Source organism: Gordonia sp. ABKF26, assembly GCF_041103195.1.
GTDB classification, from domain to species: domain Bacteria; phylum Actinomycetota; class Actinomycetes; order Mycobacteriales; family Mycobacteriaceae; genus Gordonia; species Gordonia terrae.
Genome location: NZ_JBGCVZ010000003.1, coordinates 5,139,940 through 5,160,749 on the forward strand (window position 1 = coordinate 5,139,940; position 20,810 = coordinate 5,160,749).

Consider the following 20,810-nt stretch of genomic DNA (forward strand, 5'->3'; position numbering starts at 1 on the left):
GGTGCCGGGCCGCGACGATAGAGATGTGAGCAGCGACCAACCGGGTTCGTCGGCCCGGGGACCAGAGGGATTGCTGGCCGTCTACGACCGGGCACTGCCGGAGGTGTACGGCTTCGTCGTGCGCCGCTGCACGGATCGTCGAACCGCCGAAGACGTCACGTCGGAGACCTTTCTGGCCGCGATGGACTCGGTCCGACGACGCCGGGAGACCGAACCGACCACCCCGTGGCTGATCGGGATCGCCCGGCACAAGCTCGCCGACCACTGGCGACGCGCCCAGCGCACCCCAGAGCCCGTCGACAACCTGCCCGAACGCGGCGACGACCCCTGGGACACCGAACTCGACCGGATGGTCGCCCACCACACTCTCGGCCAGCTGTCGCCGGTCCATCGATCGGTCCTGACCCTGCGCTACGTCGACGATCTCCCCGTCGGTGAGTGCGCAGAGATCCTGGGCCGCACGGTCGGCGCGACCGAGGCGCTTCTCACCAGGGCCAAGCGCGCGTTCCGTGCCGCCTATCCCGAGACACAACCCCAGCCCAGCGGGAGAGGAGGTCACGCATGAGTACCCGGAACAGCTCGCGTTTCGACGCGACACGAGATCCGCTGCACGTCCTGAACGCGGCGAGCACCCCGGGCTTCGACGATCCGGTCCGTCCCGACCGCGATTTCGCCGATGCGCTGCGTGATCGCCTCGAGCGCGGGGTGACACTACCCGAAGGAGTCGTCATGGCCACCGCAACACAATTCGACGTACCCGAGACCACGTCGGCCGGTACCGGGGTCGAGACGGAACCGACCGTCGAACGTCCCGGTGCCCTCCCCTATCTCGTCGTCGCCGAACCGCAGGCCGCGATCGACTGGTACGTCGACGCGTTCGGCGCCCGGCTGCGCGGCGAGCCGATCGTGATGTCGGACGGCGTGATCGGTCATGCCGAACTCGAGTTGGGCGGGGGTGCAATCTATCTCGCCGCCGAGTTCCCCGACCTCGGACTCCGGGCACCCGCACCCGGGCAGGTGTCGGTCAGCCTGATGGTCGCCGTCGACGACACCGATGACGCGGTCTCGACGGCCGCCCGCGCCGGGGCCGCGGTCACCCGCGAACCGTACGAGGCCCACGGCGCCCGCACGGCGGTCATCGTCGATCCGTTCGGACACCGGTGGATGCTGAGCGGACCGTCGAAGATCACGACCGCCGAAACGGTCCACCAGGGCGACATCGGTTACATGTCCCTCAACACGCCCGACGCCGCCCGCGCCCGGCGCTTCTACGGCGACGTCCTCGGCTGGGAGTTCGACGTCGAGGGAAGGCGCGTCACCAACGTGGGCCACCGACTCGGCATCTTCGAGACCGACGGTGCGCCGACGATGTTCTGCGCGTATGCCGTCGACGACCTCGACGCGGCCCATGGGCGCATCGTCGCGGCAGGCGGACAGGGTGAGTTCGGCGCCAGTCCTGACGGTCACCGCGTCGTCGACGCCGTCGACGACCAGGGCGTCCGCTTCGCGGTCTACGCCCCCGAGCCCGGCGACGTCCGGCCGCAGACACACCCGCGCGATCCCGGGGCCATGACCTATCTGACGGTGCTGACTCCCGACAGCGGACGCTTCCGCGCGTTCTACGGGTCGGTGCTCGGCTGGACATTCCACGGCGGACGCATCGACGACGGCTGGGAAGTGGACGACTCCCGGCCGCAGGTCGGTCTCGCCGGTGGCGCAGAGAGCTCGGTGGCGGTGCCGATGTGGACGACCGAGGACGTGGTCGCCGCGGTCGAGCGCGTCCGTGCCGCCGGCGGCACGGTGCTCGAGGAACCGAACACCGCACCGTACGGCATCTCGGCGCGCTGCACCGACGACCAGGGCGCACAGTTCTACCTCGGGCAGTTGTTCTGAGTTCCGGCGAGTGGCTTCGACACGGCGCCATCAGCAGAAGACACCACCACGCTGGCCGAGCAGCGTCGACCGAGCGCAGCGAGGCCGCCGCGCTCGTCGAGGTCACCGAGTCGAGGTCACCTAGTGGCTTCGACACGGCGCCTCGACCTCGACGCGCTCCTTCGTCGCTTGCTCGGCCCGGCGGCTTCGCTCGGGGCCGGCTCAACCAGCAGAAAGTCGCCACGCTCAACCAGCAGAAGGTCACCCCACGAGCACCCCGACGACCAGCACCACCACGGCGGCGGTGGTCAGCACGGAACGCACGATGTTCCACGGCACCCAGACGGCGGTGAATCGCGTCCAGATCCGCACCGCCTCGTCACCGCGAACCGCACCGGCAGCGTCGAGGCGGTTGTTGGCGGGGACGTTGGCGGCCATCGTGATGACGACGCCGAGTGCGGTGAGGATCGTCGCGGTGAGGGCCCACCAGCGAAGGCCGGATCCCCAGCCGGCCCAGACGGTCAAAGCCCCGAACGCCACGCCGCCGCCGAAGATGACCGCGAAGATCGGGTTGAGGATGGCACTGTTCATCCGCTGCATCCCCGCGACCGCCACGTCGGCACCGGCCCGGGTCAGACCGGGGATCACGGCATAGCCGAATCCCGCCAGCACACCGGCGCTGAGTCCGGTGGTCACGATCGCCAGGGTCACCATCACGTCGCGCACCACGTCCATGGGAACAGTCCAGCGCGTCACACGCCGGAAAACCATGACCGGACCGGCGGATTTCCTGCTCCGTCGTCCGACTCCCGACTCCGGACCGGCCACCACCGTCATGGTTGACTCTTATCCATGTCCTCTCGCTCTCGCGTCCGGGCCCTGTCCGCGCGTCTGCCGTTCGGCATCGGGACCATCGTCGTCGTCCTGTGCGCCGCGCTGGTCCTGACCGGCGGCGTGGTGCTCGCGAGCGGCGACGCCCGAACCGACGACGGCGAGTACGCGTACGGAGAGCTGCGCGGATACGAACGCGAACCGGGAACGGCGTGGACGATCGTCGGCCAGGAGGACCTGCCCGACTACTCCGGCGAGGTCACCATCGAGATCGCCGATACCTCCGACGAGGGGTGGCTCATCACGTACCCGTCCGGATTGGGACGCTCGTTCGTGATGGTGGACCGCCGTACCGGAAAACTGCTGTGGGACAACCCGATCAACGCGGGGCAGGGCGACTGCGCGGTCAACGAGGCGGGCCAGGTCGGTTGCGCGGTACAGCTGGGCACCCCGCTCGAGGACGGTTTCTACCTCGTCGACGACGCCGGGCTCCCGACCCGCACGGCGGAGTACCTCGACACCAAGGCCGTCGAGGGTCTCGGCACCAACTTCCTGCGTGTCAACCGGGTCGGGCACCAGGTCACGCTCAACACCCCGGCCGGCAAGAGCATCTGGGCGCGGACGTTCGCGGCGCCGATCGTCGGCATCGACGTCACCGGCGACATTGTGATCATCAAGACCGCCGACGCCAGTCAGCATCTGGTCAACCCGGCCACCGGGGAGGACCGCATCGGCTGCGACCAGTGCTCCATCAGGCTCTACCCGAATGGGGTGACCGTCGACCATCAGGCGTACGGCGAGGAGAAGGTCGTCACCTACGCGACCGTGAACGGGCGGGTCGACGCCGATCCGGTCGCCGAGGCCGACGGCCTGCGCGTGCTGCCGGGGCCGTCGACCCTGCCCGTCCTCAACGCCGCGAACCGGGTGTTCGCCGCGGAAGGCCAGTACGAGGTCCGCGATCCGGCGCGCCCGGGCGCGCTGTGGCAGATCCGCGACGGCGAACTGTCCAAGGCCAATGCCGTCGCGTGCGGCTCCCTCGTCAACTTCGGCCGCCTCGACGGTTCGCGCACGACGTATGCACTCGCCGACGGCACACACGTCGGCAGCGGGCCGCCGCCCGGTCCGCAACAACCGATCCTCGCCAACCCGCGGTGCGTCGGTTCCAGCGGCACCACCATGGTCCTCGTCAATCAGGGAGTACTGACCGGCCTCACCCCGGCCAACACCGCCGCCTGGGAGCGCGGTCTGTCGTCTCCCGGTCTCGTCCGGGTCGTCGACGGATACATCGCCGTCAGCGAGGGCAGCACGTTGTCGGTGCTGCGGCCGAACTGACCGCTTTTGCCCCGATCGTTGCATCGTCAACCGTCTCTGTGGGCCGTCTCACAGAGGACTTTCGGCCCATCGCTCACCTGCAACGACACAAACGTGCCGACGAGTCCAGACCTGAATTGATCACGACAAGGTAACGCTTTGCTCACGGCCGCGTGTACGGTCGGCTCGGTTCCGCAAGCACGAACCACGAGATGTACACGCGAGGTCGATCAGTTTTGGGTAAGCACTCCAAGCCACGGAAGAGGTCACGCACACCGTTGTGGGCCACCGCCCTCCTGCCGGTGGGCGTTCTCGCCGGCGCGGCCACGGCCGGGGCCGAGCTCTCCGGTCACACGTTGGCGCCGACGCCGGTGTCGGCACCCCAGCCCGCGCCCGAGGCCACCACCGCGCCCCCGTCGGTGACGCCGGCCGTCCGAGCGCACCCGATCGCTCCGACTCCCCCGCCGCCACCGGTCCGCCCGGCCAGCGTGACGACCGGTGCGGTCCCGGTGACCAACTACGACGCCTATGAGTCCGCTGCGAAGGCCGTCACGAGCACTCATCCGCGCTGCGGGATCGACTGGAAGGTCATCGCCGGAATCGGTCGCGTCGAGTCCCATCACGCCGATCAGGGCAACGTGAACCCCGACGGGGTGCTGCGCAGCGCGATCTTCGGCCCGCGCCTCGACGGTTCCCTCGCCGGCAACCAGGTCATCGGGGACACCGACCGCGGCGAGCTCGACGGCGACCCCGTCTATGACCGCGCGGTCGGCCCGATGCAATTCCTGCCGTCGACGTGGAAGATGTACGCCGCCGACGGCAACGGCGACGGAAAGTCCGACCCGCAGAACATCTTCGACGCCGCGCTGACCACCGCGAACTACCTGTGCGACGAAGACCTCGACCTGCGGGACTCGTCCTCGCTGGTGACTGCCGTGCTGCGGTACAACAACTCGATGGACTACGTGAACAAGGTCCTCGGGTTCGCCCGCGAATACTGATCGCGCCACCCCGGACGTGCGAGGAGCGTAACCGACGCCCCCACTGCTCCCTGAGGTGCGAGGAGCGATAGCGACGCCCCCACTGCTCCCTGAGGTGCGAGGAGCGTGACCGACGCCCCCACTGCTCCCTGAGGTGCGAGGAGCGTAAGCGACGAGCCACGAAGGGCCTGGTGAGATACCTTGCGGAACCCTTCGTGGCTCGCTCCGCTCGCACCTCAGGGAGCAGAATAACTCGGCGCCAGCTGGCGGTTCGTTCGTGTACCACGACGGCCGCCAGGCCGCAGGTACAGCCTTCGCCCGTCAGTCCTGTGTCAGGAACGCCTGCAGCGCAGCCGAATACATCGGCACGTCGTCGGCGCCCATGAGCTCGCGCGCGGAGTGCATCGCGAGTTGCGGCGCGCCGACGTCGATCGTCGTGAGGCCCGTGCGTGATGCCGTGATCGGCCCGATCGTCGAGCCGCACGGCAGATCCGCCCGGTGGACGTACCGCTGCATCGGCACCCCCGCTGCATCGCAGGCGAGCGCGAAGATGGCTTCGCCCATCGCATCCGACGCGTAGCGCAGATTCTGGTTCACCTTGAGCACCGGGCCGCCGCCGATCGAGATGCGGTGGCCGGGTTCGTGCCGTTCGGGATAGTTCGGGTGGGTCGCGTGGGCCATGTCCCCGGACAGGCAGACGCTCGCCGCCATCGTCCGAAGGAAGTCCGCACGTGATCCGCCCCGCGCCAGCACGATTCGCTCACAGATCGAACCCAGGAAGTCCGACGCCGCGCCGCGCTCGGAACCGCTGCCGACCTCTTCGTGGTCGAACAGCACCAGCATCTTCGTATTCGTCGACGACCCGGCGTCGAGCAGGGCCCGCATACCCGCGTAACAGGTGCCCTGGTTGTCCAATCGGGGTGCGCTGAGCAGGTTTCCATTGGCACCGATGATCGCCGACGGTGCCACGTCGTGGGTCATGAGTTCCCAGCCGAGGAGCGCATCGGGATCGATCCCCGCATACTCCGACACCCAGCCCAGGACGTCGGGCACCTCGTCGCCGATCCCCCACACGGCGTTGACGTGCCGCTGCGGATCGAGCGAGACGCCCTTGCGATCCTCGGCCAGATGGATCGCGAGCTGGGGCACCCGCACGATCGGCTCGGTCACGTGAACCAGCGTGTGCGCCACCGAGTTTCCCGACCGGTATGCGAGGCGGCCGGACAGGCCCAGATCGCGGTCCAGCCACGAGTTGAGCCAGGCGCCGCCATAGGGCTCGAGCGCGACCATCGCAACCCCGGCCGACGAACGGTCCGGATGCTGCTTGAGCCGCAGGTTGGGGCTGTCGGTGTGCCCGCCGACGATGCGGAAGGCTCCGGCCTGCCCGGTCTCCCACGCGATGATGGAGCCGCCGCGGATCACGTAATGCCGCGCCGACGGCGCGCTCAGGTCGGCTTCCGCCCACTCCTGGTCCTCGAAAAGCCGTGTGTAACCGGCGTTCTCGAGTTCCCGAGCCACCGTCGCACAGACGTGGAACGGCGACGGGGACGCATCGACGAATTCTCCGAGCCCACGCGCGGTCGCGCTGGTCGGGATCCGGGCGGACGCACTCATCGGCGAAGCTGCGCTCACACCGAGGCGAGAACCGAGTCGATCACCGAGTAGAAGAGTCCGAGACCGTCGTCGCTCGGACCGGTGAGCGGCTCGGTGGCGTGCTCGGGGTGCGGCATCAGGCCGACGATCCGTCCGTTGGGACTGGAGATCCCGGCGATCTCGAGGGCCGAGCCGTTGGGGTTGCGCTCCGGGAACCGGAACACGACCAGGCCCTCCCCTTCGAGCTCCTCGAGCTTGCGCTGCGAGGCCACGTAACGACCCTCGCCCGACTTGAGCGGGATCAGGATCTCCGCGCCCTGCTCGAAGCGGGTCGTCCACGCGGTGGTGTTCGACTCGACGCGCAGCCACTCGTCGCGACAGATGAAGTGCAGCCCCTCGTTGCGGGTGAGAGCGCCCGGCAGCAACCCGGCCTCACAGAGCACCTGGAAACCGTTGCAGATGCCGAGGATCGGCATCCCCTTGCCCGCCGCCTCGACGACCGAACCCATGACCGGCGCGAACCGCGCGATGGCACCCGCACGCAGGTAGTCGCCGTAGGAGAAGCCGCCGGGCACGATGATCGCGTCGACCCCCTTGAGGTCGGCGTCGCCGTGCCACAACGACACCGGCTCGGCACCGGCGAGCCGGACCGCGCGGGCCGCGTCGACGTCGTCGAGGGTTCCGGGGAAGGTGATGACCCCGATACGAGCTGTCATGGCTGTCCTCTACTCCGCGACGCGCGAGACGTTGAAGTTCTCGATGACCGTGTTGGTCAGGAGTTCTTCGGCGATGCGCTCGAGTGTCGTGTCATCCACCGAGTCGTCGACCTCGAGTTCGAATCGCTTGCCCTGACGGACGTCGCCGATACCGCTGAACCCGAGCCGGCCCAGGGCGCCGACGATGGCCTGGCCCTGGGGGTCGAGAATCTCGGCTTTGGGCATCACGTCGACCACCACTCGCGCCATGGACCGCTCCTCAAATGTCTGCTGGTCGGTTGTCGCCTGATCGGTGATTTCCGATCAGTTCACGCCGGTCAGCTTACCGGGTGCGCCAAATCGCCTCAGAGCACGGATTCGATGGCGGCGATGACCGTCGGGTCGGTGGGCTCGGTGCGCGGACGGAAGCGGTTGACGACCTCCCCGTCGGCGTTGACGAGAAACTTCTCGAAATTCCATTGGATGTCACCCGCCTCGCCGTCGGCGTCGGCGTGCCGGGTGAGTTCGGCGTACAGCGGGTGGCGATCGTCGCCGTTCACGTCGGTCTTCTCCAGCAGCGGGAACGTCACACCGTAGGTCGCCGAGCAGAAGGTGGCGATCTCCTCGGCGGTGCCGGGCTCCTGTCCCATGAACTGGTTGCAGGGCACTCCGACGACGGTGAGGCCCTTGTCGCCGTACGTCTTCGCGAGCTCTTCGAGGCCGGCGTACTGCGGGGTGAGTCCGCACTTGCTGGCGACGTTCACAACGAGAAGCGGTCCGCCGAAGTCGTTCAGCGAGACGTCGGAGCCGTCGAGGGCGGAAACCGGGATGTCCTTGATGTTGGCCATAGACGCCAGATTAGACGGCGCCCGCCGGTTCATCCGGAGACGTGGGTCACAGGACGTCGTGACGTATGCCCAAGGTCACGCTTAATTGCGTTTCTGCAATAGTTGCATTCGGGTTAGCATCTTCGGGTGTCCGGAGATTGCAGGTCGTACAGCGGTGCCGACGAGTCGGTGAACGCTGCATCGACGGCGCTCAACGCCTTTCTCGAGCGCCTCATCGACCTGGGCCGGCCGGAGACACTGGAGAGCCTGGCAGCCACCGACATCACGTTCTCTCAGTTGCGCATCCTCTCCGCACTCGCCTGCCAGCCCGGCCCGTTGTCGGTGAACGCCATCGCCGATCAGGTACAGCTGTCCCTCGCAGCCGCGGGCCGCACAGTGGACAAACTGGTCGGCTGCGATCTGGTCGACCGTCGCGAGGACCCATCCGACCGACGGGTCAAGCGCATCTCCCTCACCGACGCGGGGCGGCGCTACCTCGAGACCCACCTGGCCGTGAAGCGCGGGACCATCCGGCACTTCGTCGCCAACCTGCCGACAGACATGCGGGACAACCTCTGCACGGCCCTGCGTCCGATCGTCGACGACGCCGTCGACCATTTCTGTCTGCCCTCCGATGGACGGCAGGCCTCATGACCCCTCGCCTCGACATCGACCCACTGATCCCCTGACCGCCTCACTCGACCCCGCACGGGTCGATCGAGCCCGACAGACGATCACCCCGCGGGTGACCGCGGCACGCTCATCTCTCGTCCGACCGATAGGAACACCCGAATGACTTCATCCACAGGTGGCCACCTGCACGAGGGCCCACCGGACACCAAGCTGGACCGACACGTCCTCATGGTCGCCGGCGTGGTCGTGCTCGGTGCGATCATGTCGATCCTCGACGTCACCGTGGTGGCCGTCGCGCAGAACACCTTCCAGCAGGAATTCGGCACCGATGCCGCGGGCGCCGCCTGGACGGCGACCGGCTACACCCTGGCGCTGGCCGCGGTGATCCCGCTGTCGAGCTGGGCCGCTTCGCGTTTCGGCACCAAGAAGGTCTACCTCGTCTCCCTGGTCCTGTTCACCCTGGGATCGGTGCTGTGCGCGCTGGCGCCGAACATCGGGATGCTCGTCGCGTTCCGCGTGATCCAGGGCCTCGGCGGCGGCATGCTGATGCCCATCGGCATGATGATGCTGACCAAGGCCGCCGGACCCGAGCGGGTCGGCTCGGTCATGGCCGTCCTCGGTATCCCGATGCTCCTCGGCCCGATCTCGGGCCCGATCCTGGGCGGCGTCCTCATCGAGCAGCTCAGCTGGCACTGGATCTTCCTGATCAACGTCCCGATCGGCATCGGCGCCCTGATCTTCTCCTGGATCGTCCTGCGCGACGACGCCGAGACCAAGCGCTCCTCGATCGACGTCGTCGGCCTGCTCCTGCTCTCGCCGGGCCTCGCACTCTTCCTGTTCGGCATCTCCTCGAGCGCCGAGCACCGGACCTTCGTGACGGCCTCGGTCCTCGTGCCGACCATCGTCGGCGCGATCCTCATCGGCGCCTTCATCTTCCACGCCCTGCGCAAGAAGAACCCGCTGCTCGACCTGCGGTTGTTCGCCAACCGCACACTCAGCATCTCGGTCGTCACCATGGTGCTGTTCATGATCGCGTTCTTCGGTGCGGCGCTGCTGTTCCCGCAGTACTTCATCGGCGTGCGCGGCGAGTCCACGCTGGCCGCCGGCCTGCTGCTGGCACCGCAGGGAATCGGCGCCATGCTCACCATGCCGATCGCCGGTCGTCTCACCGACAAGATGGGGCCGGGCAAGTTCGTGCTCGTCGGCATCGTCCTGATCGTGCTGGGCCTGAGTACGTTCATGTTCCTCGGCGCGGACACGTCGTATTGGCTGATCTGCGGGTCGCTGTTCGTGCAGGGTCTCGGTATGGGCATGACGATGATGCCGATCATGTCCTCGGCCCTGGCCACCCTGAAGAATTCCCAGGTTCCCGACGGCTCGACGCTGCTCAACGTGATCCAGCAGTCGGCGACCTCGATCGGTACCGCGGTGATCTCGGTGATCCTGGCCAGCAGCCTCGCGAGCCGCCCCGAGGCGGGACTGGCGATCATGGCCAACACCTCCGACGCACCGTTGCCGCCGGGAGTGCCGGACCCGCTGCCGCAGTCGTTCTTCGAGACAGCCGCAGACGTGTTCTCCAACACGTTCACCATCTCGGTTGTCCTGATCGTGCTCACGCTGATCCCCGCGTTCTTCCTGCCCCGCAAGAAGATCGCCTCCCAGCTGACCGAAGAGGACTTGGACCGCGGGCCGATCATGATGCACTGATCTCTGGTTGACATCACAAAGCCCCGTCCGACGTGAAGTCGAACGGGGCTTTGTGTGGTTTCGACAAGCTCAACCAGCGGAGGTGTCGAGCGCACCCGACTGCTGGAGGATCCACGCCAGCTCGAACGCGACCTCTTCCCACTGCTTGTAGCGTCCGCTGACGCCGCCGTGACCGGCCGACATCTCGGTCTTGAGCAGGACCGGATTGTCGGAGGTCGTCTTCTCCTGGAGCCGCGCAACCCATTTCGCCGCCTCGGTGAACAGCACCCGGGTGTCGTTCAGCGACGTCTGCGCGAGGATGGGCGGGTACGGCTTGGCGTCGACGTTCTCGTAGGGGGTGTAGGTCTTCATGTACCGGTAGACCTCGGGGTCGTGCAACGGGTCACCCCATTCGTCCCACTCGATCACCGTGAGGGGCAGCGACGGATCGAGGATCGAGTTGAGTGCGTCGACGAACGGCACCGACGCCAGGATCCCGTTGAACAGCTCGGGCGCCAGGTTGGCCACCGCGCCCATCAGCAACCCACCCGCGGACCCGCCCTCGGCGACCATCTGCTGCGGCGTCGTCCACCCGGCGTCGACGAGATGGCGGGCCGCCGCGACGAAGTCGGTGAAGGTGTTGCGCTTGCTGAGCTCCTTGCCGTTCTCGTACCAGTGGCGACCCATCTCGCCACCGCCACGGATGTGGGCCAGGACGAACACCATGCCGCGGTCGAGCATCGACAGTCGCGCCACCGAGAAGTACGGGTCGATGCTCGCCTCGTAGGAGCCGTAGCCGTACAGCAGCAACGGCGCGGGTGTGGCGGCGTCGGTCTCCTTGCGGCGCACCACCGACAGCGGGATCCGGGTGCCGTCGTCGGCGACGGCCCACTCCCGGGACTGGACGTAATCGGCCGGGTCGTAACCGCCCAGCACCGGCTGCCGCTTGAGCAGGGTCCGCTCACCGGAGGCGACGTCGAGTTCGAACAGTTCGGCCGGCTCGATGAAACTGCCGTACCCGATGCGCAGCTTGGGGGCACGCCATTCCGGGTTGGCCCCGAGGCCCGCCGAACTCAGCTCCTGATCGAAGGTGACCTCCCGGAAGTCCGACTCGGCCGGGATGCCGTCGATCTGTCTGAGGTCGGCGATCGCCAACCGCGGCAGCGCATCCAGGCGGTAGGACAGGACCAGGTAGTCCGCGAAGGCGTCGAGGTCCTCGATCCGGCGCTGCGGATCGTGCGCGATGAGCGGTCGCCGGTCCGACGGGTCGGCAACCGGCGCGAGATCGATGGCGAAGTTCTCCGCCTTCGCGCCGTCGCGGTCCTCCCCGGCCCCGACTCCGTTGTGGACGATGACCAGGTAGTCGGCACCGTCGATGACGGCATGCTCGACGCTGTACTCGACGCCTTCCACTCGTGGTGCGACGCTGCGGAATTCGCCGGTGGGATCGTCGGCGGCGAGCAGGTAGCTCTCCGACGTGATCTTCGAACCGACGCCGATGACCAGGAACTTGTCACTCCGCGTGGTGCCCATCCCGACCCAGAACCGTTCGTCCGGCTCGTGGAAGACCTTGACGTCCGATGTTCCGGCGCCGATGTCGTGGCGCCACACCGTGTCCGGACGCCACGCGGCGTCGACCGTCGAATAGAAGACGTGCCGGGCGTCCGCCGACCAGACCGCCCCGCCCGAGGTGTCGCGCACCTCGTCGGGAAGCAACTCGCCACTCCGAAGGTCTTTCACCCGCAGCGTGTATCGCTCGTCTCCGACGACGTCGATGCTGTAGGCGAGCCAGTTCCCGTCGTCGCTGACGGTCAGCGCGCCGAGGCTGAAGAAGTCATGGCCCTCCGCCTCGACGTTGGCGTCGAGCAGGATCTCCTCGCCGGGCAGCGGGTCGTCGCCGACCTCCGGCGGGGTCCAGTCGTCGTCGGACCGGATCGGACACCGGCAGGACGTCGAATACTGTTTGCCCTCATGGGTTCGCCCGTAGTACCAGTATCGGCCGCGCCGGTTGGGCACCGACATGTCGGTTTCCTTGGTACGACTCTTGATCTCGCCGAAGATCTGGGTGCGCAGGTCCGCCAGTTGGGCGGTCTGCGATTCGGTGAAGGCGTTCTGTGCCTCGAGGTAGGCGATCACCTCGGGATCATCCTTGTCGCGCAACCATTCGTAGTCGTCGACGAAGGTGTCGCCATGGTGGGTGCGCTCGGCGGGCACCTTCTTGGCGACCGGCGGGGTCACCACCGGAGCGGTCGCGTCCTGCTTCTCGTCGGTCATCAGATCACCTCTGCGTCGGGCCAGTCGGCGAAGGACTTCTGCGAAATCCATTCGTAGGCATCGATATACCGTTGTCGCGTACGCTCCACGACGTCGTCGGGCAGCGTCGGCGGCGCGACGTCGGACGCCCGGTCCCATCCGGATTCCGCGCTCGTCAGCCAGTTCCGCACGATCTGCTTGTCGAAGCTCGGCTGCACCCTGCCCGCCTCATAGGTGGCGGCCTCCCAGTACCGGGACGAGTCGGGGGTGAGCACCTCGTCGGCGAGCACGAGCTCGCCGTCGGTCCCGCGGCCGAACTCGAACTTGGTGTCGGCGAGGATGATCCCGCGCTCTGCGGCGACCGCCGCACCCCGCGCGTAGATGTCGAGGGTGGCCGACCGCAGTGCCTGCGCCAGCTCCTCCCCCTCCTGTTCGACGACCCGCTCGAAACTGATGTTCTCGTCGTGTTCGCCCTGCTCGGCCTTGGTCGCCGGGGTGAAGATCGGCTCGGGAAGCTTGCTCGCCTCCGACAGACCCGCGGGCAGTTCGACGCCGCACACAGATCCGGTCGACTGATAGTCGAGCAGGGCCGACCCGGTCAGATAGCCGCGGGCCACACATTCGACCTGCACCATGGGCAGACGGCGGACCACCATCGAACGACCCACGACCGGTGCCGGGATGCGGTCGTCGGTGGGACCGCCGGCCAGGTGGTTGGGTACCCCGAGCTCGTCGAACCAGTAGAAGCTCATCGCCGTCAGGATGCGCCCCTTATCTGGGATCGCGGGACTGAGGATGTGGTCGTAGGCCGAGATCCGGTCGGACGCCACCAGCAGCAGGGTGTCGGCGTCGATCTCGTAGATCTCGCGGACCTTCCCCGACGCCAGATGACGGTAGGTCTGCAGTTCAGGACGCATGGACTCGACCCTAGAGGGTCACCGGGGCGCCTGCGGCGGCAGGCTCTGACATTCTGGACCGATGACTGCACCCCACATCACCATCACCTACTGCACACAGTGCAATTGGCTGTTGCGGGCGTCGTGGATGGCCTCGGAACTGCTGAACACCTTCGGCACCGAGATCGGCTCGGTGACACTCGTCCCCGGCACCGGCGGCGTGTTCGTCATCGAGGTCGACGGCACCATGATCTGGGAACGCAAGCGCGACGGCGGCTTCCCCGGCGCTCCCGAACTCAAGCGACGGGTCCGCGACACCGCGCTCCCGGACTGGAATCTCGGCCACTCCGACGCCGCCGCCCCCGAGTGAGTGCGCCGACTTACTAGAGAATCGGCGCCGGGGAGTAGCCTGCGGCGTCGGGGTACTGCCCGATGATCTTCTCCGCAGCCGCGATGACGTCGGAGACCTGCTGCTCGGCGGCACCCACGAAGGCGGTCTTGTCGGCCAGCAACTCCTCGAGCTGGGCGCGGTCGAGCGGGATGCGGTCGTCGGCGGCCAGCCGGTCGAGGAGATCGGGTTCGCGTCCCTCCTCGCGCATGGCGAGCGCCACCGCGACCGCGTTCTCCTTGATCGCCTCGTGTGCGGTCTCCCGGCCGACGCCGGCGCGCACCGCGGCCATCAGGACCTTGGTGGTCGCCAGGAACGGGAGATAGCGGTCGAGTTCGTTGGCGATCACCGCCGGGTATGCGCCGAACTCGGCGAGAACGGTCAGGAAGGTCTCCATCAGGCCGTCGATCGCGAAGAAGGCATCGGGCAGAGCCACCCGACGGACGACCGAGCAGAAGACGTCACCCTCGTTCCACTGCGCCCCGGCCAGTTCCGCGGCCATCGAGCCGTATCCCCGGAGCACGACGGCGAGTCCGTTGACGCGCTCACAGCTGCGGGTGTTCATCTTGTGCGGCATCGCCGAGCTGCCGACCTGGCCGGGCTGGAAGCCCTCGGTCACCAGCTCGTGGCCGGCCATCAGCCGGATGGTGTGTGCCAGCGACGAGGGCGCCGCGGCCACCTGCACGAGGGCGGACACCACGTCGTGGTCGAGCGACCGCGGATAGATCTGGCCGACCGAGGTGAACGAGCGCGCGAACCCGAGATGGGTGGCGACGCGGTCCTCGAGGTCGGCGAGCTTGGCGGCGTCGCCGCCGAGCAGGTCGAGCATGTCCTGCGAGGTGCCCATCGGACCCTTGATCCCGCGCAGCGGGTAGCGGTCGACGAGCTCGCGCAGGCGGGTGAGCGAGATCATGAGTTCGTCGGCGGCCGAGGCGAATCGCTTGCCGAGAGTGGTGGCCTGGGCGGCGACGTTGTGGCTGCGTCCGGCCATGACCGTCGACGAGTAGTCGGCCGCCAGGGCGACGATCCGCGCCAGCACCGCGACCCCGTGGGCGTGGACGTGCTCGAGGGAACGCAGGATCTGCAGCTGCTCGACGTTCTCGGTGAGGTCCCGGCTCGTCATGCCCTTGTGGATCTGCTCGTGACCGGCGAGGGCGTTGAACTCCTCGATCCGGGCCTTCACATCGTGGCGGGTGACCCGTTCACGTTCGGCGATCGAGGCAAGGTCGACCTGGTCGACGACGCGCTCGTAGTCGGCGATGGCGTCGGACGGTACGTCGATGCCGAGGTCACGTTGGGCTTTGAGGACCGCGATCCACAGCCGCCGTTCGAGTTCGATCTTGGTGCTCGCCGACCACAGCTCGGCGAGATCGGCGGAGGCATAGCGACTGGCCAGGACGTTGGCGATGACGGGCTTCGACACCCGCCCAGTGTAGGTCGCGACCGAGGTCAGACCGAAACCCTGCTCGGGCCGCCTGCGGTGAGACGTCGGTCGGCGTCAGAAGGCCACGCACGATCCGTTCGACCCGTAGCCCTGGCGAACGCGGACGAACGTCGGCTGGGAGACCTTCCCGTTCTGCACCGCGTACAGGTATTTGTCACCGATGCGCTGCGGGACCCAGGTGGTGGAGGCGAGCGCACCCTGGGGCAGGTCGCGTCCCACGAAGCGCGGCGGCAAGCCCGCCTTGACCTCGAAGAACTCCACCCAGCCCGAGGAGTTGACGGCCACGGTCAGCGGATACGTACAGCCGGTGCCGTAGACCGCCGAGGAGAGCGGGACCGATGCATCGACCCGGCCGGCCGGCGCCGCCTGTGCCGACGGCACCAGGAGCGCGGTCGTGCTCATCACCGCCGCGCCGAGCGCGACCCCGATCCTCACCATCCAGCGTCGTCCCGACACTCGATCCCCTTCCCCGTCGGTGACCTGACGCCCCATCGTGTCATCGTCGCCCCGATGGCGCGGCCTATTCGCGAGGTTCGTCGCGGTCACTCACGCGGGGCGAGGACGTCGACGACATCGAGCAGTGCGTCGCGCACCGCATCGACGGGCCGGACCGCGGTCTGGGCCAGCGCGCCGACGATGGCACCGTCCTCGATGCCGATCAGTTGCGCGATGTGCACCGGGTCGGCGACGCGGTGAGATTTGACCAGGACCTCGCAGTGATGAAACGCCAGCGACTGTCCGCGCGCGGCGACGACGTCGCGCAAAAGGGGGTGACGCGCCGCGAGCGCGATCATCTCGTACCGCGCGGACAGTTGCTGGAGTGTCGTGTCGGAGCCGACGAAGACGTCGGCGAGCGCGGCCGCCGTCGCCGTGCTCCCGCGATGCCGGCGCGGAAGAGCGTTGCAGCGGGCGGAGACTGCGGTCTCGTCGTGGGCGCACAGGTGGGCGGCGGCCTCGGCCATCAAGTCATCGAGGGAGCCGAAATAGTAGGTCGTCGACGCCAGCGGGAGTTGCGCCCGCTCGGCCACCGCGCGATGACGTACGGCGTCGAAGCCGCCTTCGAGCAACAGCTCGCCGGCAGCCTCGATCAATCGAGACCGCCGCCGCACACCCTTCGGTGTCGCCGCCGAGGTCATCATGGATGTTCATGCTGCCAAAGGGCCGGTACCGCCGTATCGCTTTCACCAAAGCGATGCACACACAGTCTGATTCCCGTATAAGTCCGCTGACCTCCGACAACGCGCGACCGGGGGCGTCAGTCGGACATCGGACACCGGGGTACGACGACCGGGCCCGCGGTTACCGTGAGCGCATGCAGTTCGACGGCCTCCACGCTGTCGCCGATTACGCGGCGCTCTACACCTGTCTGCGACAGGTCGCGTTCGCCGATCACCTCCGCGAACGGCTGGGCAGCTTCGAGGCGCGCTGCGACCCCGCCGAGCGGGCCGTCGTCTTCACCGCCACCGCCCCCACCGGTCAAGACGGGCACCACGACTCGGTCCGGTCGCGCGCCACCCTGATCGCGGTGATCGAGGCGGACGCGATCGTGTGGGGGTGGGCCCATCCACGCGGCGAACCGTCCGGCCCCGCCTCGGCGCTGCGGGACGTGGGCGCCCGATTCGGCGTCGACGACTTCGCGACGCCTCGGGTACCGTTGCCGCCCAACCTGTCTCGCGACGAGGTCATCGACTGCCGGGCGCAGGCGATCGACATCGTCGCCGCCGCCGCGGTCGAGAGCACCGGGATCAGTCCCTACTGGACGGGACGGCTCGACGACGGGGAACTCGCCGTGTACCTCCTCGACGACGTCGCACTCCCCGAGCCGAGCTTCGCCGACTTCGCCACGACGATGCCGACCGTGATGAGATCTCTTGCGGTCAACGATCATCGGGTGGCGATCCACGGGATGGCCGCGCGGCGCGGATGGCACATCAGCTGGCGGGCAGGCACCGACGGCGGCCGATCGCCGATCTGCGACGTCACCGACGGCGAGTCGGTGGCGCACGTGGAGTTCGACCGGCGCGCGCGGCCGATCGACTTCAGCTGCGAGCTCGTCGGGCAGCACTGAGCCGCGCATCCCACACCGGGCCCGCATCACCGGCGACCCATGCGACCATCGGGGACATGTCCACCGACAGTCGCGACGACACCCATCTCCGACGCGCGATCGAGCTGGCCGCCGAGGCCCGCGCGCGCGGCGATCACCCGTTCGGTTCGCTCCTGGTCGCGCCGGACGGCAGCGTGGTGGCCGAGGGCATGAACACCGTCGACACCGCAGGTGACCCGACCGGGCACGCCGAGACCAACGTCGTACGCGCGGTCGGGCACCTCGACCTCGTCACCCGCGGCGGGCTGACGCTCTACACCAGCACCGAACCGTGCGCGATGTGTGCCGGAGCGATCTACTGGGCCGGGATCGGTACGGTCGTCTACGCACTCGGTGAGGACGAACTGCGGGAGATGACCGGCGACGACCCGGCGAATCCGACACTGGCGATGCCGTGCCGCCGGATCTTCGAGGCGGGCAGCCGGCCGATCGTCGTCCGCGGCCCGTTCGCTCTCGACGCCGCACGGGAGGTGCACGCCGGTTTCTGGCAGCACAGCTGAGAGGAGATTCCTCACATCGATGCGCGTCGGTCGACGATCCGTTGCGGCGAGCCGGGGGTCGGCTACTACCCTGTTGACTCGATGACCCGAGTGACACCACCGACCAGCGATACCGACGAGCGCAGCAGGCCCGACGACAACGGCCGCTCGCCCGTCGGCCGTCGTGCTGTCCTGGCCGCCGGACTCGGCGCCGCTGCGCTCGGCGTCGCCGCATGCTCGGGTTCGACCCCGCCGACGTCCGTGCAGCCCCGCAAGCTGGAGGGCCGGGCCGACGACGAACTGCCGGTCGAGGCGTCCCCACCCCCGGTCACCGGGGGCCCGCCGCTGGTCACCGGCAGCTTCCGGTCCGCGCGGATGGGTGGGCGCGACACCAGGTGGGCCGTCGCCCGCCCCAACGGCGTGACCGGCACCCTGCCCGTCGTCGTCGTACTGCACGCGCTGAACACCAACGAGAAATCGATCTTCGGGCCGAAGCTCGAGATGCAGACCGTGATGCAGCAGTACGTCGACGCAGGCAATGCGCCGTTCGCTCTGGCGGCCGCCGACATCGGGCGCAATTACTACCACCGGCGCACCGACGGCACCGATGGCGGCGCGATGGTCCTCGACGAGTTCCTGCCGATGCTGGCGAGCGACCCGAAACTCAACCTGTCCACCGAGCGGATCGGACTCTTCGGCTGGTCGATGGGCGGCTACGGTGCGCTGCGCCTGGCCGCGATGCTGGGCGCACCGCGCGTCGCCGCCGTGGCCGTCAGCTCGCCCGCGATGTGGGCCGACCCGCGCAACTTCCCGCCGCGCGCCTTCGACGGCATCGCCGACTACCAGGCCAACTCGCTGTTCGGCGCGCAGCCGAAGTTCGCGAAGATCCCGCTGCTGATCAACATCGGCTCGAGCGACCAGTTCTACACCTACACGCGCCAGTGGGCCGCCGGACTCCGGCCGCCGGCCGCGTTCGGGACCGCGGCCGGCGGACACACCAACCGGTACTGGCGCAGTGTCCTTCCCGAGCAGGTCGAGTTCCTCGGACGGAACCTGGCGGTCTGACTCGGGATTCGCTCACGTGTTCCGTTCGCACTCAACCGATTCGGGGTGATCGGGAACGGACGATGCGAGCGAGACTCAGATGCTGATCCGGCCCTCGAGGGCGTTACGGCCGATGTCGCTGCGGAAGTGCGAACCGGGGAGCTTGATGCCCGCGATCCGCGCGTAGGCCTGCTCGCGGGCTTCGGCGAGGTCGGCACCGGTACCCACCACCGCGAGTACCCGCCCACCGGAGGAGACGACGGCGCCGTCGGCGTTGCGCGCGGTGCCGGCGTGCAGCACCCCGTCGGTGTCGGCGCCGGTGATGACGTCGCCGGTGCGCGGCTTGCCGGGGTAGTTCTCGGCCGCGACAACCACCGCGACCGCGGCACCGTCACGCCACTGCAGCGGCGGCAGGTCGGCGAGCGTCCCGGTTGCGGTCGCGTGCAGCGCCTGTCCGAGCGGAGAGTCGAGCAGGGCCAGCACCGCCTGGGTCTCCGGATCACCGAAGCGACAGTTGAATTCGACGACGGCAGGTCCGTCCGATCCGATCGCCAGGCCGGCGTACAGCAGACCGGAGAACGGGATACCGCGCCGAACCATCTCGGCAGCAACGGGTTTCACGACCTCGTCGACGATGCGCGCGGTCATCTCCGCGGGCAGCCAGGGCAGCGGCGTGTAGGCACCCATGCCGCCGGTGTTGGGGCCGGCGTCGTCGTCGCCGACGCGCTTGTGGTCCTGCGCGGGCAGCAACGGCACCACGGTCTCGCCGTCGACGAGACAGAACAGCGACACCTCCGGCCCGTCGAGGAAGCTCTCCAGCAGCACCGGGTGCCCGCTCTCGAGGCACTCGGCGGCGTGGTCGCGGGCGACGTCACGGTCTGTGGTGACGACGACGCCCTTGCCCGCGGCGAGACCGTCGTCCTTGACCACCCAGGTCGGGCCGAAGCTGTCGAGTGCGGCGTCGAGCCGGGCGGGATTGTCGACGATCTCGGCGTGGGCGGTCGTGACCCCCGCGGCCTTCATGACGTCCTTCGCGAACGCCTTCGACCCCTCGATCCGGGCGGCCTCGGCACTCGGGCCGAACGTCGCGATCCCGGCCGCGCGCAGGGCGTCGGCGACTCCGAGGACCAGGGGCACCTCGGGACCGATGACCACGAGGTCGGCACCGACCTCGCGTGCCAGCTCCACGACCGCGTCGCCGGAGACGGCGTCGACGGGATGGTTCGTGGCGATCGACGAGGTGCCGGCGTTCCCCGGGGCGACGTGCAGGTCGGTGACCGCCGGATCGTTCGCCAGACCGATGAGAAGGGCATGTTCGCGGCCGCCCGAGCCGATCACGAGTACGCGCACGTCCATGACTCTAAACGGTCGGTCCCCACGGCTTTGCCCACGGGCACGACGCCGAACAGCAGCAACATGCCGGGCAACGACCCGTCCCGCTCCCTGAGGTGCGAGCGAAGCGAGCCTCGAAGAGTCCTGGTGAGATGCGTCGCCAGACCCTTCGAGGCTCGTCGCTATCGCTCCTCGCACCTCAGTATCTGCGGCCTGGCGGCCGTCGTGGGGGTCGAAGAGTTGTGCTGGTCACCACGGTGTCGGGGGGCGATAGTGGAGGGGTGGGATGCGGTGACCTTGAATTTCTCCCTTGTGCCGAAGAGCCAGTACCTCAGTGTGAGGCGCGGGGCCTGCCACGGGAATCGTGGATTGTTGCTACGAGCACGCGGATTAGACTCCTGCACTGTTTAGCCCCGTCCGCAGCCCACTTCCGAGGACT

21 protein-coding genes are annotated in these 20,810 nt (G+C 68.3%); 10 read left to right on the plus strand and 11 right to left on the minus strand.

The features are described from left to right. The first annotated feature begins 25 nt into the window (after positions 1-25). Positions 26-565 carry an RNA polymerase sigma factor gene (locus tag AB4Z55_RS23695; RefSeq protein ID WP_369520702.1) on the plus strand — a complete coding sequence of 180 codons (540 nt, stop codon included), beginning with the start codon at positions 26-28 and terminating at the stop codon, positions 563-565. After that, positions 562-1,893, plus strand: a complete 1,332-nt coding sequence (locus AB4Z55_RS23700) for a VOC family protein (protein WP_239400300.1) — start codon at positions 562-564, stop codon at positions 1,891-1,893. Before AB4Z55_RS23695 ends, AB4Z55_RS23700 begins: the two co-directional genes overlap by 4 nt. A gap of 240 nt (positions 1,894-2,133) precedes the next feature. Here AB4Z55_RS23700 and AB4Z55_RS23705 read toward each other — a convergent pair whose 3' ends face one another. Beyond that, entirely contained in the window at positions 2,134-2,607 is a 474-nt protein-coding gene (locus tag AB4Z55_RS23705) for a DUF1772 domain-containing protein (RefSeq protein ID WP_239400302.1), read from the minus strand. A 117-nt stretch (positions 2,608-2,724) separates the two neighbouring features. On the opposite strand from AB4Z55_RS23705, the gene AB4Z55_RS23710 reads away from it, so the two are divergent. Together AB4Z55_RS23710 and AB4Z55_RS23715 are read left to right on the plus strand one after the other, a co-directional pair. Then, positions 2,725-4,035 carry a hypothetical protein gene (locus tag AB4Z55_RS23710; protein WP_004020742.1) on the plus strand — a complete coding sequence of 437 codons (1,311 nt, stop codon included), beginning with the start codon at positions 2,725-2,727 and terminating at the stop codon, positions 4,033-4,035. Positions 4,036-4,250: 215 nt separating this feature from the next. Continuing rightward, positions 4,251-5,015, plus strand: a complete 765-nt coding sequence (locus tag AB4Z55_RS23715; RefSeq protein ID WP_239400304.1) for a lytic transglycosylase domain-containing protein — start codon at positions 4,251-4,253, stop codon at positions 5,013-5,015. 300 nt (positions 5,016-5,315) lie between these two features. Here the strand turns inward: AB4Z55_RS23715 and AB4Z55_RS23720 are convergent, their stop codons facing one another. From AB4Z55_RS23720 to AB4Z55_RS23735, 4 genes are all read right to left on the minus strand, one after another. Next, positions 5,316-6,608 (minus strand): M18 family aminopeptidase, encoded by a 1,293-nt coding sequence (locus tag AB4Z55_RS23720; RefSeq protein ID WP_369520703.1) that lies wholly within the window; start codon positions 6,606-6,608, stop codon positions 5,316-5,318. Between the two features lie 14 nt (positions 6,609-6,622). After that, complete coding sequence (gene purQ / locus AB4Z55_RS23725) at positions 6,623-7,303, minus strand: phosphoribosylformylglycinamidine synthase subunit PurQ (protein WP_004020745.1); 681 nt, start codon at positions 7,301-7,303, stop codon at positions 6,623-6,625. A gap of 9 nt (positions 7,304-7,312) precedes the next feature. Next, positions 7,313-7,552 (minus strand): phosphoribosylformylglycinamidine synthase subunit PurS, encoded by a 240-nt coding sequence (gene purS / locus AB4Z55_RS23730; protein ID WP_004020746.1) that lies wholly within the window; start codon positions 7,550-7,552, stop codon positions 7,313-7,315. A gap of 95 nt (positions 7,553-7,647) precedes the next feature. Beyond that, entirely contained in the window at positions 7,648-8,130 is a 483-nt protein-coding gene (locus AB4Z55_RS23735) for a glutathione peroxidase (protein ID WP_004020747.1), read from the minus strand. A gap of 126 nt (positions 8,131-8,256) precedes the next feature. On the opposite strand from AB4Z55_RS23735, the gene AB4Z55_RS23740 reads away from it, so the two are divergent. Continuing rightward, a complete protein-coding gene (locus AB4Z55_RS23740) occupies positions 8,257-8,763 on the plus strand; it encodes a MarR family winged helix-turn-helix transcriptional regulator (RefSeq protein ID WP_239400308.1) in 507 nt (168 codons plus the stop codon). Positions 8,764-8,901: 138 nt separating this feature from the next. Continuing rightward, on the plus strand, positions 8,902-10,449 hold the full coding sequence (locus tag AB4Z55_RS23745; RefSeq protein ID WP_354560801.1) for a DHA2 family efflux MFS transporter permease subunit: 1,548 nt from the start codon (positions 8,902-8,904) through the stop codon (positions 10,447-10,449). A 69-nt stretch (positions 10,450-10,518) separates the two neighbouring features. On the opposite strand, the gene AB4Z55_RS23750 is transcribed toward AB4Z55_RS23745, so the two are convergent. Together AB4Z55_RS23750 and AB4Z55_RS23755 are read right to left on the minus strand one after the other, a co-directional pair. After that, a complete protein-coding gene (locus AB4Z55_RS23750) occupies positions 10,519-12,702 on the minus strand; it encodes a S9 family peptidase (protein ID WP_369520704.1) in 2,184 nt (727 codons plus the stop codon). Then, the gene (locus AB4Z55_RS23755) at positions 12,702-13,598 is read right to left on the minus strand and encodes a phosphoribosylaminoimidazolesuccinocarboxamide synthase (protein WP_369520705.1); all 897 of its coding nucleotides are present in this window, start codon (positions 13,596-13,598) and stop codon (positions 12,702-12,704) included. The genes AB4Z55_RS23750 and AB4Z55_RS23755 overlap by 1 nt, the downstream gene beginning before the upstream one ends. Before the next feature lie 61 nt (positions 13,599-13,659). Between AB4Z55_RS23755 and AB4Z55_RS23760 the strand changes: the two genes are divergently transcribed. Then, on the plus strand, positions 13,660-13,947 hold the full coding sequence (locus tag AB4Z55_RS23760; RefSeq protein WP_369520706.1) for a SelT/SelW/SelH family protein: 288 nt from the start codon (positions 13,660-13,662) through the stop codon (positions 13,945-13,947). A gap of 13 nt (positions 13,948-13,960) precedes the next feature. Here the strand turns inward: AB4Z55_RS23760 and purB are convergent, their stop codons facing one another. From purB to AB4Z55_RS23775, 3 genes are all read right to left on the minus strand, one after another. Then, positions 13,961-15,388 (minus strand): adenylosuccinate lyase, encoded by a 1,428-nt coding sequence (gene purB, locus AB4Z55_RS23765; protein ID WP_369520707.1) that lies wholly within the window; start codon positions 15,386-15,388, stop codon positions 13,961-13,963. Positions 15,389-15,463: 75 nt separating this feature from the next. Then, entirely contained in the window at positions 15,464-15,847 is a 384-nt protein-coding gene (locus tag AB4Z55_RS23770; protein WP_239403237.1) for a hypothetical protein, read from the minus strand. A gap of 104 nt (positions 15,848-15,951) precedes the next feature. After that, positions 15,952-16,545, minus strand: coding sequence for a TetR/AcrR family transcriptional regulator (locus tag AB4Z55_RS23775; RefSeq protein WP_174316846.1), 594 nt, complete (start codon positions 16,543-16,545; stop codon positions 15,952-15,954). A 176-nt stretch (positions 16,546-16,721) separates the two neighbouring features. Between AB4Z55_RS23775 and AB4Z55_RS23780 the strand changes: the two genes are divergently transcribed. From AB4Z55_RS23780 to AB4Z55_RS23790, 3 genes are all read left to right on the plus strand, one after another. Continuing rightward, on the plus strand, positions 16,722-17,477 hold the full coding sequence (locus AB4Z55_RS23780; RefSeq protein ID WP_004020633.1) for a DUF6882 domain-containing protein: 756 nt from the start codon (positions 16,722-16,724) through the stop codon (positions 17,475-17,477). Between the two features lie 56 nt (positions 17,478-17,533). Further along, positions 17,534-18,016, plus strand: coding sequence for a nucleoside deaminase (locus tag AB4Z55_RS23785; protein WP_239403243.1), 483 nt, complete (start codon positions 17,534-17,536; stop codon positions 18,014-18,016). 81 nt (positions 18,017-18,097) lie between these two features. Then, the gene (locus tag AB4Z55_RS23790; RefSeq protein WP_064569211.1) at positions 18,098-19,060 is read left to right on the plus strand and encodes an alpha/beta hydrolase family protein; all 963 of its coding nucleotides are present in this window, start codon (positions 18,098-18,100) and stop codon (positions 19,058-19,060) included. 75 nt (positions 19,061-19,135) lie between these two features. Here the strand turns inward: AB4Z55_RS23790 and purD are convergent, their stop codons facing one another. Next, on the minus strand, positions 19,136-20,389 hold the full coding sequence (purD, locus tag AB4Z55_RS23795) for a phosphoribosylamine--glycine ligase (protein WP_369520708.1): 1,254 nt from the start codon (positions 20,387-20,389) through the stop codon (positions 19,136-19,138). Positions 20,390-20,810 lie beyond the last annotated feature (421 nt).

What these genes read in the sequence shown, in the direction of transcription:
- AB4Z55_RS23700 (WP_239400300.1), top strand. Translation starts at nt 562, where the DNA reads ATGAGTACCCGGAACAGCTCGCGTTTCGACGCGACACGAGATCCGCTG.
- AB4Z55_RS23705 (WP_239400302.1), bottom strand. Translation starts at nt 2,607, where the DNA reads ATGGACGTGGTGCGCGACGTGATGGTGACCCTGGCGATCGTGACCACC.
- AB4Z55_RS23710 (WP_004020742.1), top strand. Translation starts at nt 2,725, where the DNA reads ATGTCCTCTCGCTCTCGCGTCCGGGCCCTGTCCGCGCGTCTGCCGTTC.
- AB4Z55_RS23720 (WP_369520703.1), bottom strand. Translation starts at nt 6,608, where the DNA reads ATGAGTGCGTCCGCCCGGATCCCGACCAGCGCGACCGCGCGTGGGCTC.
- purQ (WP_004020745.1), bottom strand. Translation starts at nt 7,303, where the DNA reads ATGACAGCTCGTATCGGGGTCATCACCTTCCCCGGAACCCTCGACGAC.
- purS (WP_004020746.1), bottom strand. Translation starts at nt 7,552, where the DNA reads ATGGCGCGAGTGGTGGTCGACGTGATGCCCAAAGCCGAGATTCTCGAC.
- AB4Z55_RS23735 (WP_004020747.1), bottom strand. Translation starts at nt 8,130, where the DNA reads ATGGCCAACATCAAGGACATCCCGGTTTCCGCCCTCGACGGCTCCGAC.
- AB4Z55_RS23745 (WP_354560801.1), top strand. Translation starts at nt 8,902, where the DNA reads ATGACTTCATCCACAGGTGGCCACCTGCACGAGGGCCCACCGGACACC.
- AB4Z55_RS23750 (WP_369520704.1), bottom strand. Translation starts at nt 12,702, where the DNA reads ATGACCGACGAGAAGCAGGACGCGACCGCTCCGGTGGTGACCCCGCCG.
- AB4Z55_RS23755 (WP_369520705.1), bottom strand. Translation starts at nt 13,598, where the DNA reads ATGCGTCCTGAACTGCAGACCTACCGTCATCTGGCGTCGGGGAAGGTC.
- AB4Z55_RS23760 (WP_369520706.1), top strand. Translation starts at nt 13,660, where the DNA reads ATGACTGCACCCCACATCACCATCACCTACTGCACACAGTGCAATTGG.
- AB4Z55_RS23770 (WP_239403237.1), bottom strand. Translation starts at nt 15,847, where the DNA reads ATGGTGAGGATCGGGGTCGCGCTCGGCGCGGCGGTGATGAGCACGACC.
- AB4Z55_RS23775 (WP_174316846.1), bottom strand. Translation starts at nt 16,545, where the DNA reads ATGACCTCGGCGGCGACACCGAAGGGTGTGCGGCGGCGGTCTCGATTG.
- AB4Z55_RS23780 (WP_004020633.1), top strand. Translation starts at nt 16,722, where the DNA reads ATGCAGTTCGACGGCCTCCACGCTGTCGCCGATTACGCGGCGCTCTAC.
- AB4Z55_RS23785 (WP_239403243.1), top strand. Translation starts at nt 17,534, where the DNA reads ATGTCCACCGACAGTCGCGACGACACCCATCTCCGACGCGCGATCGAG.
- AB4Z55_RS23790 (WP_064569211.1), top strand. Translation starts at nt 18,098, where the DNA reads ATGACCCGAGTGACACCACCGACCAGCGATACCGACGAGCGCAGCAGG.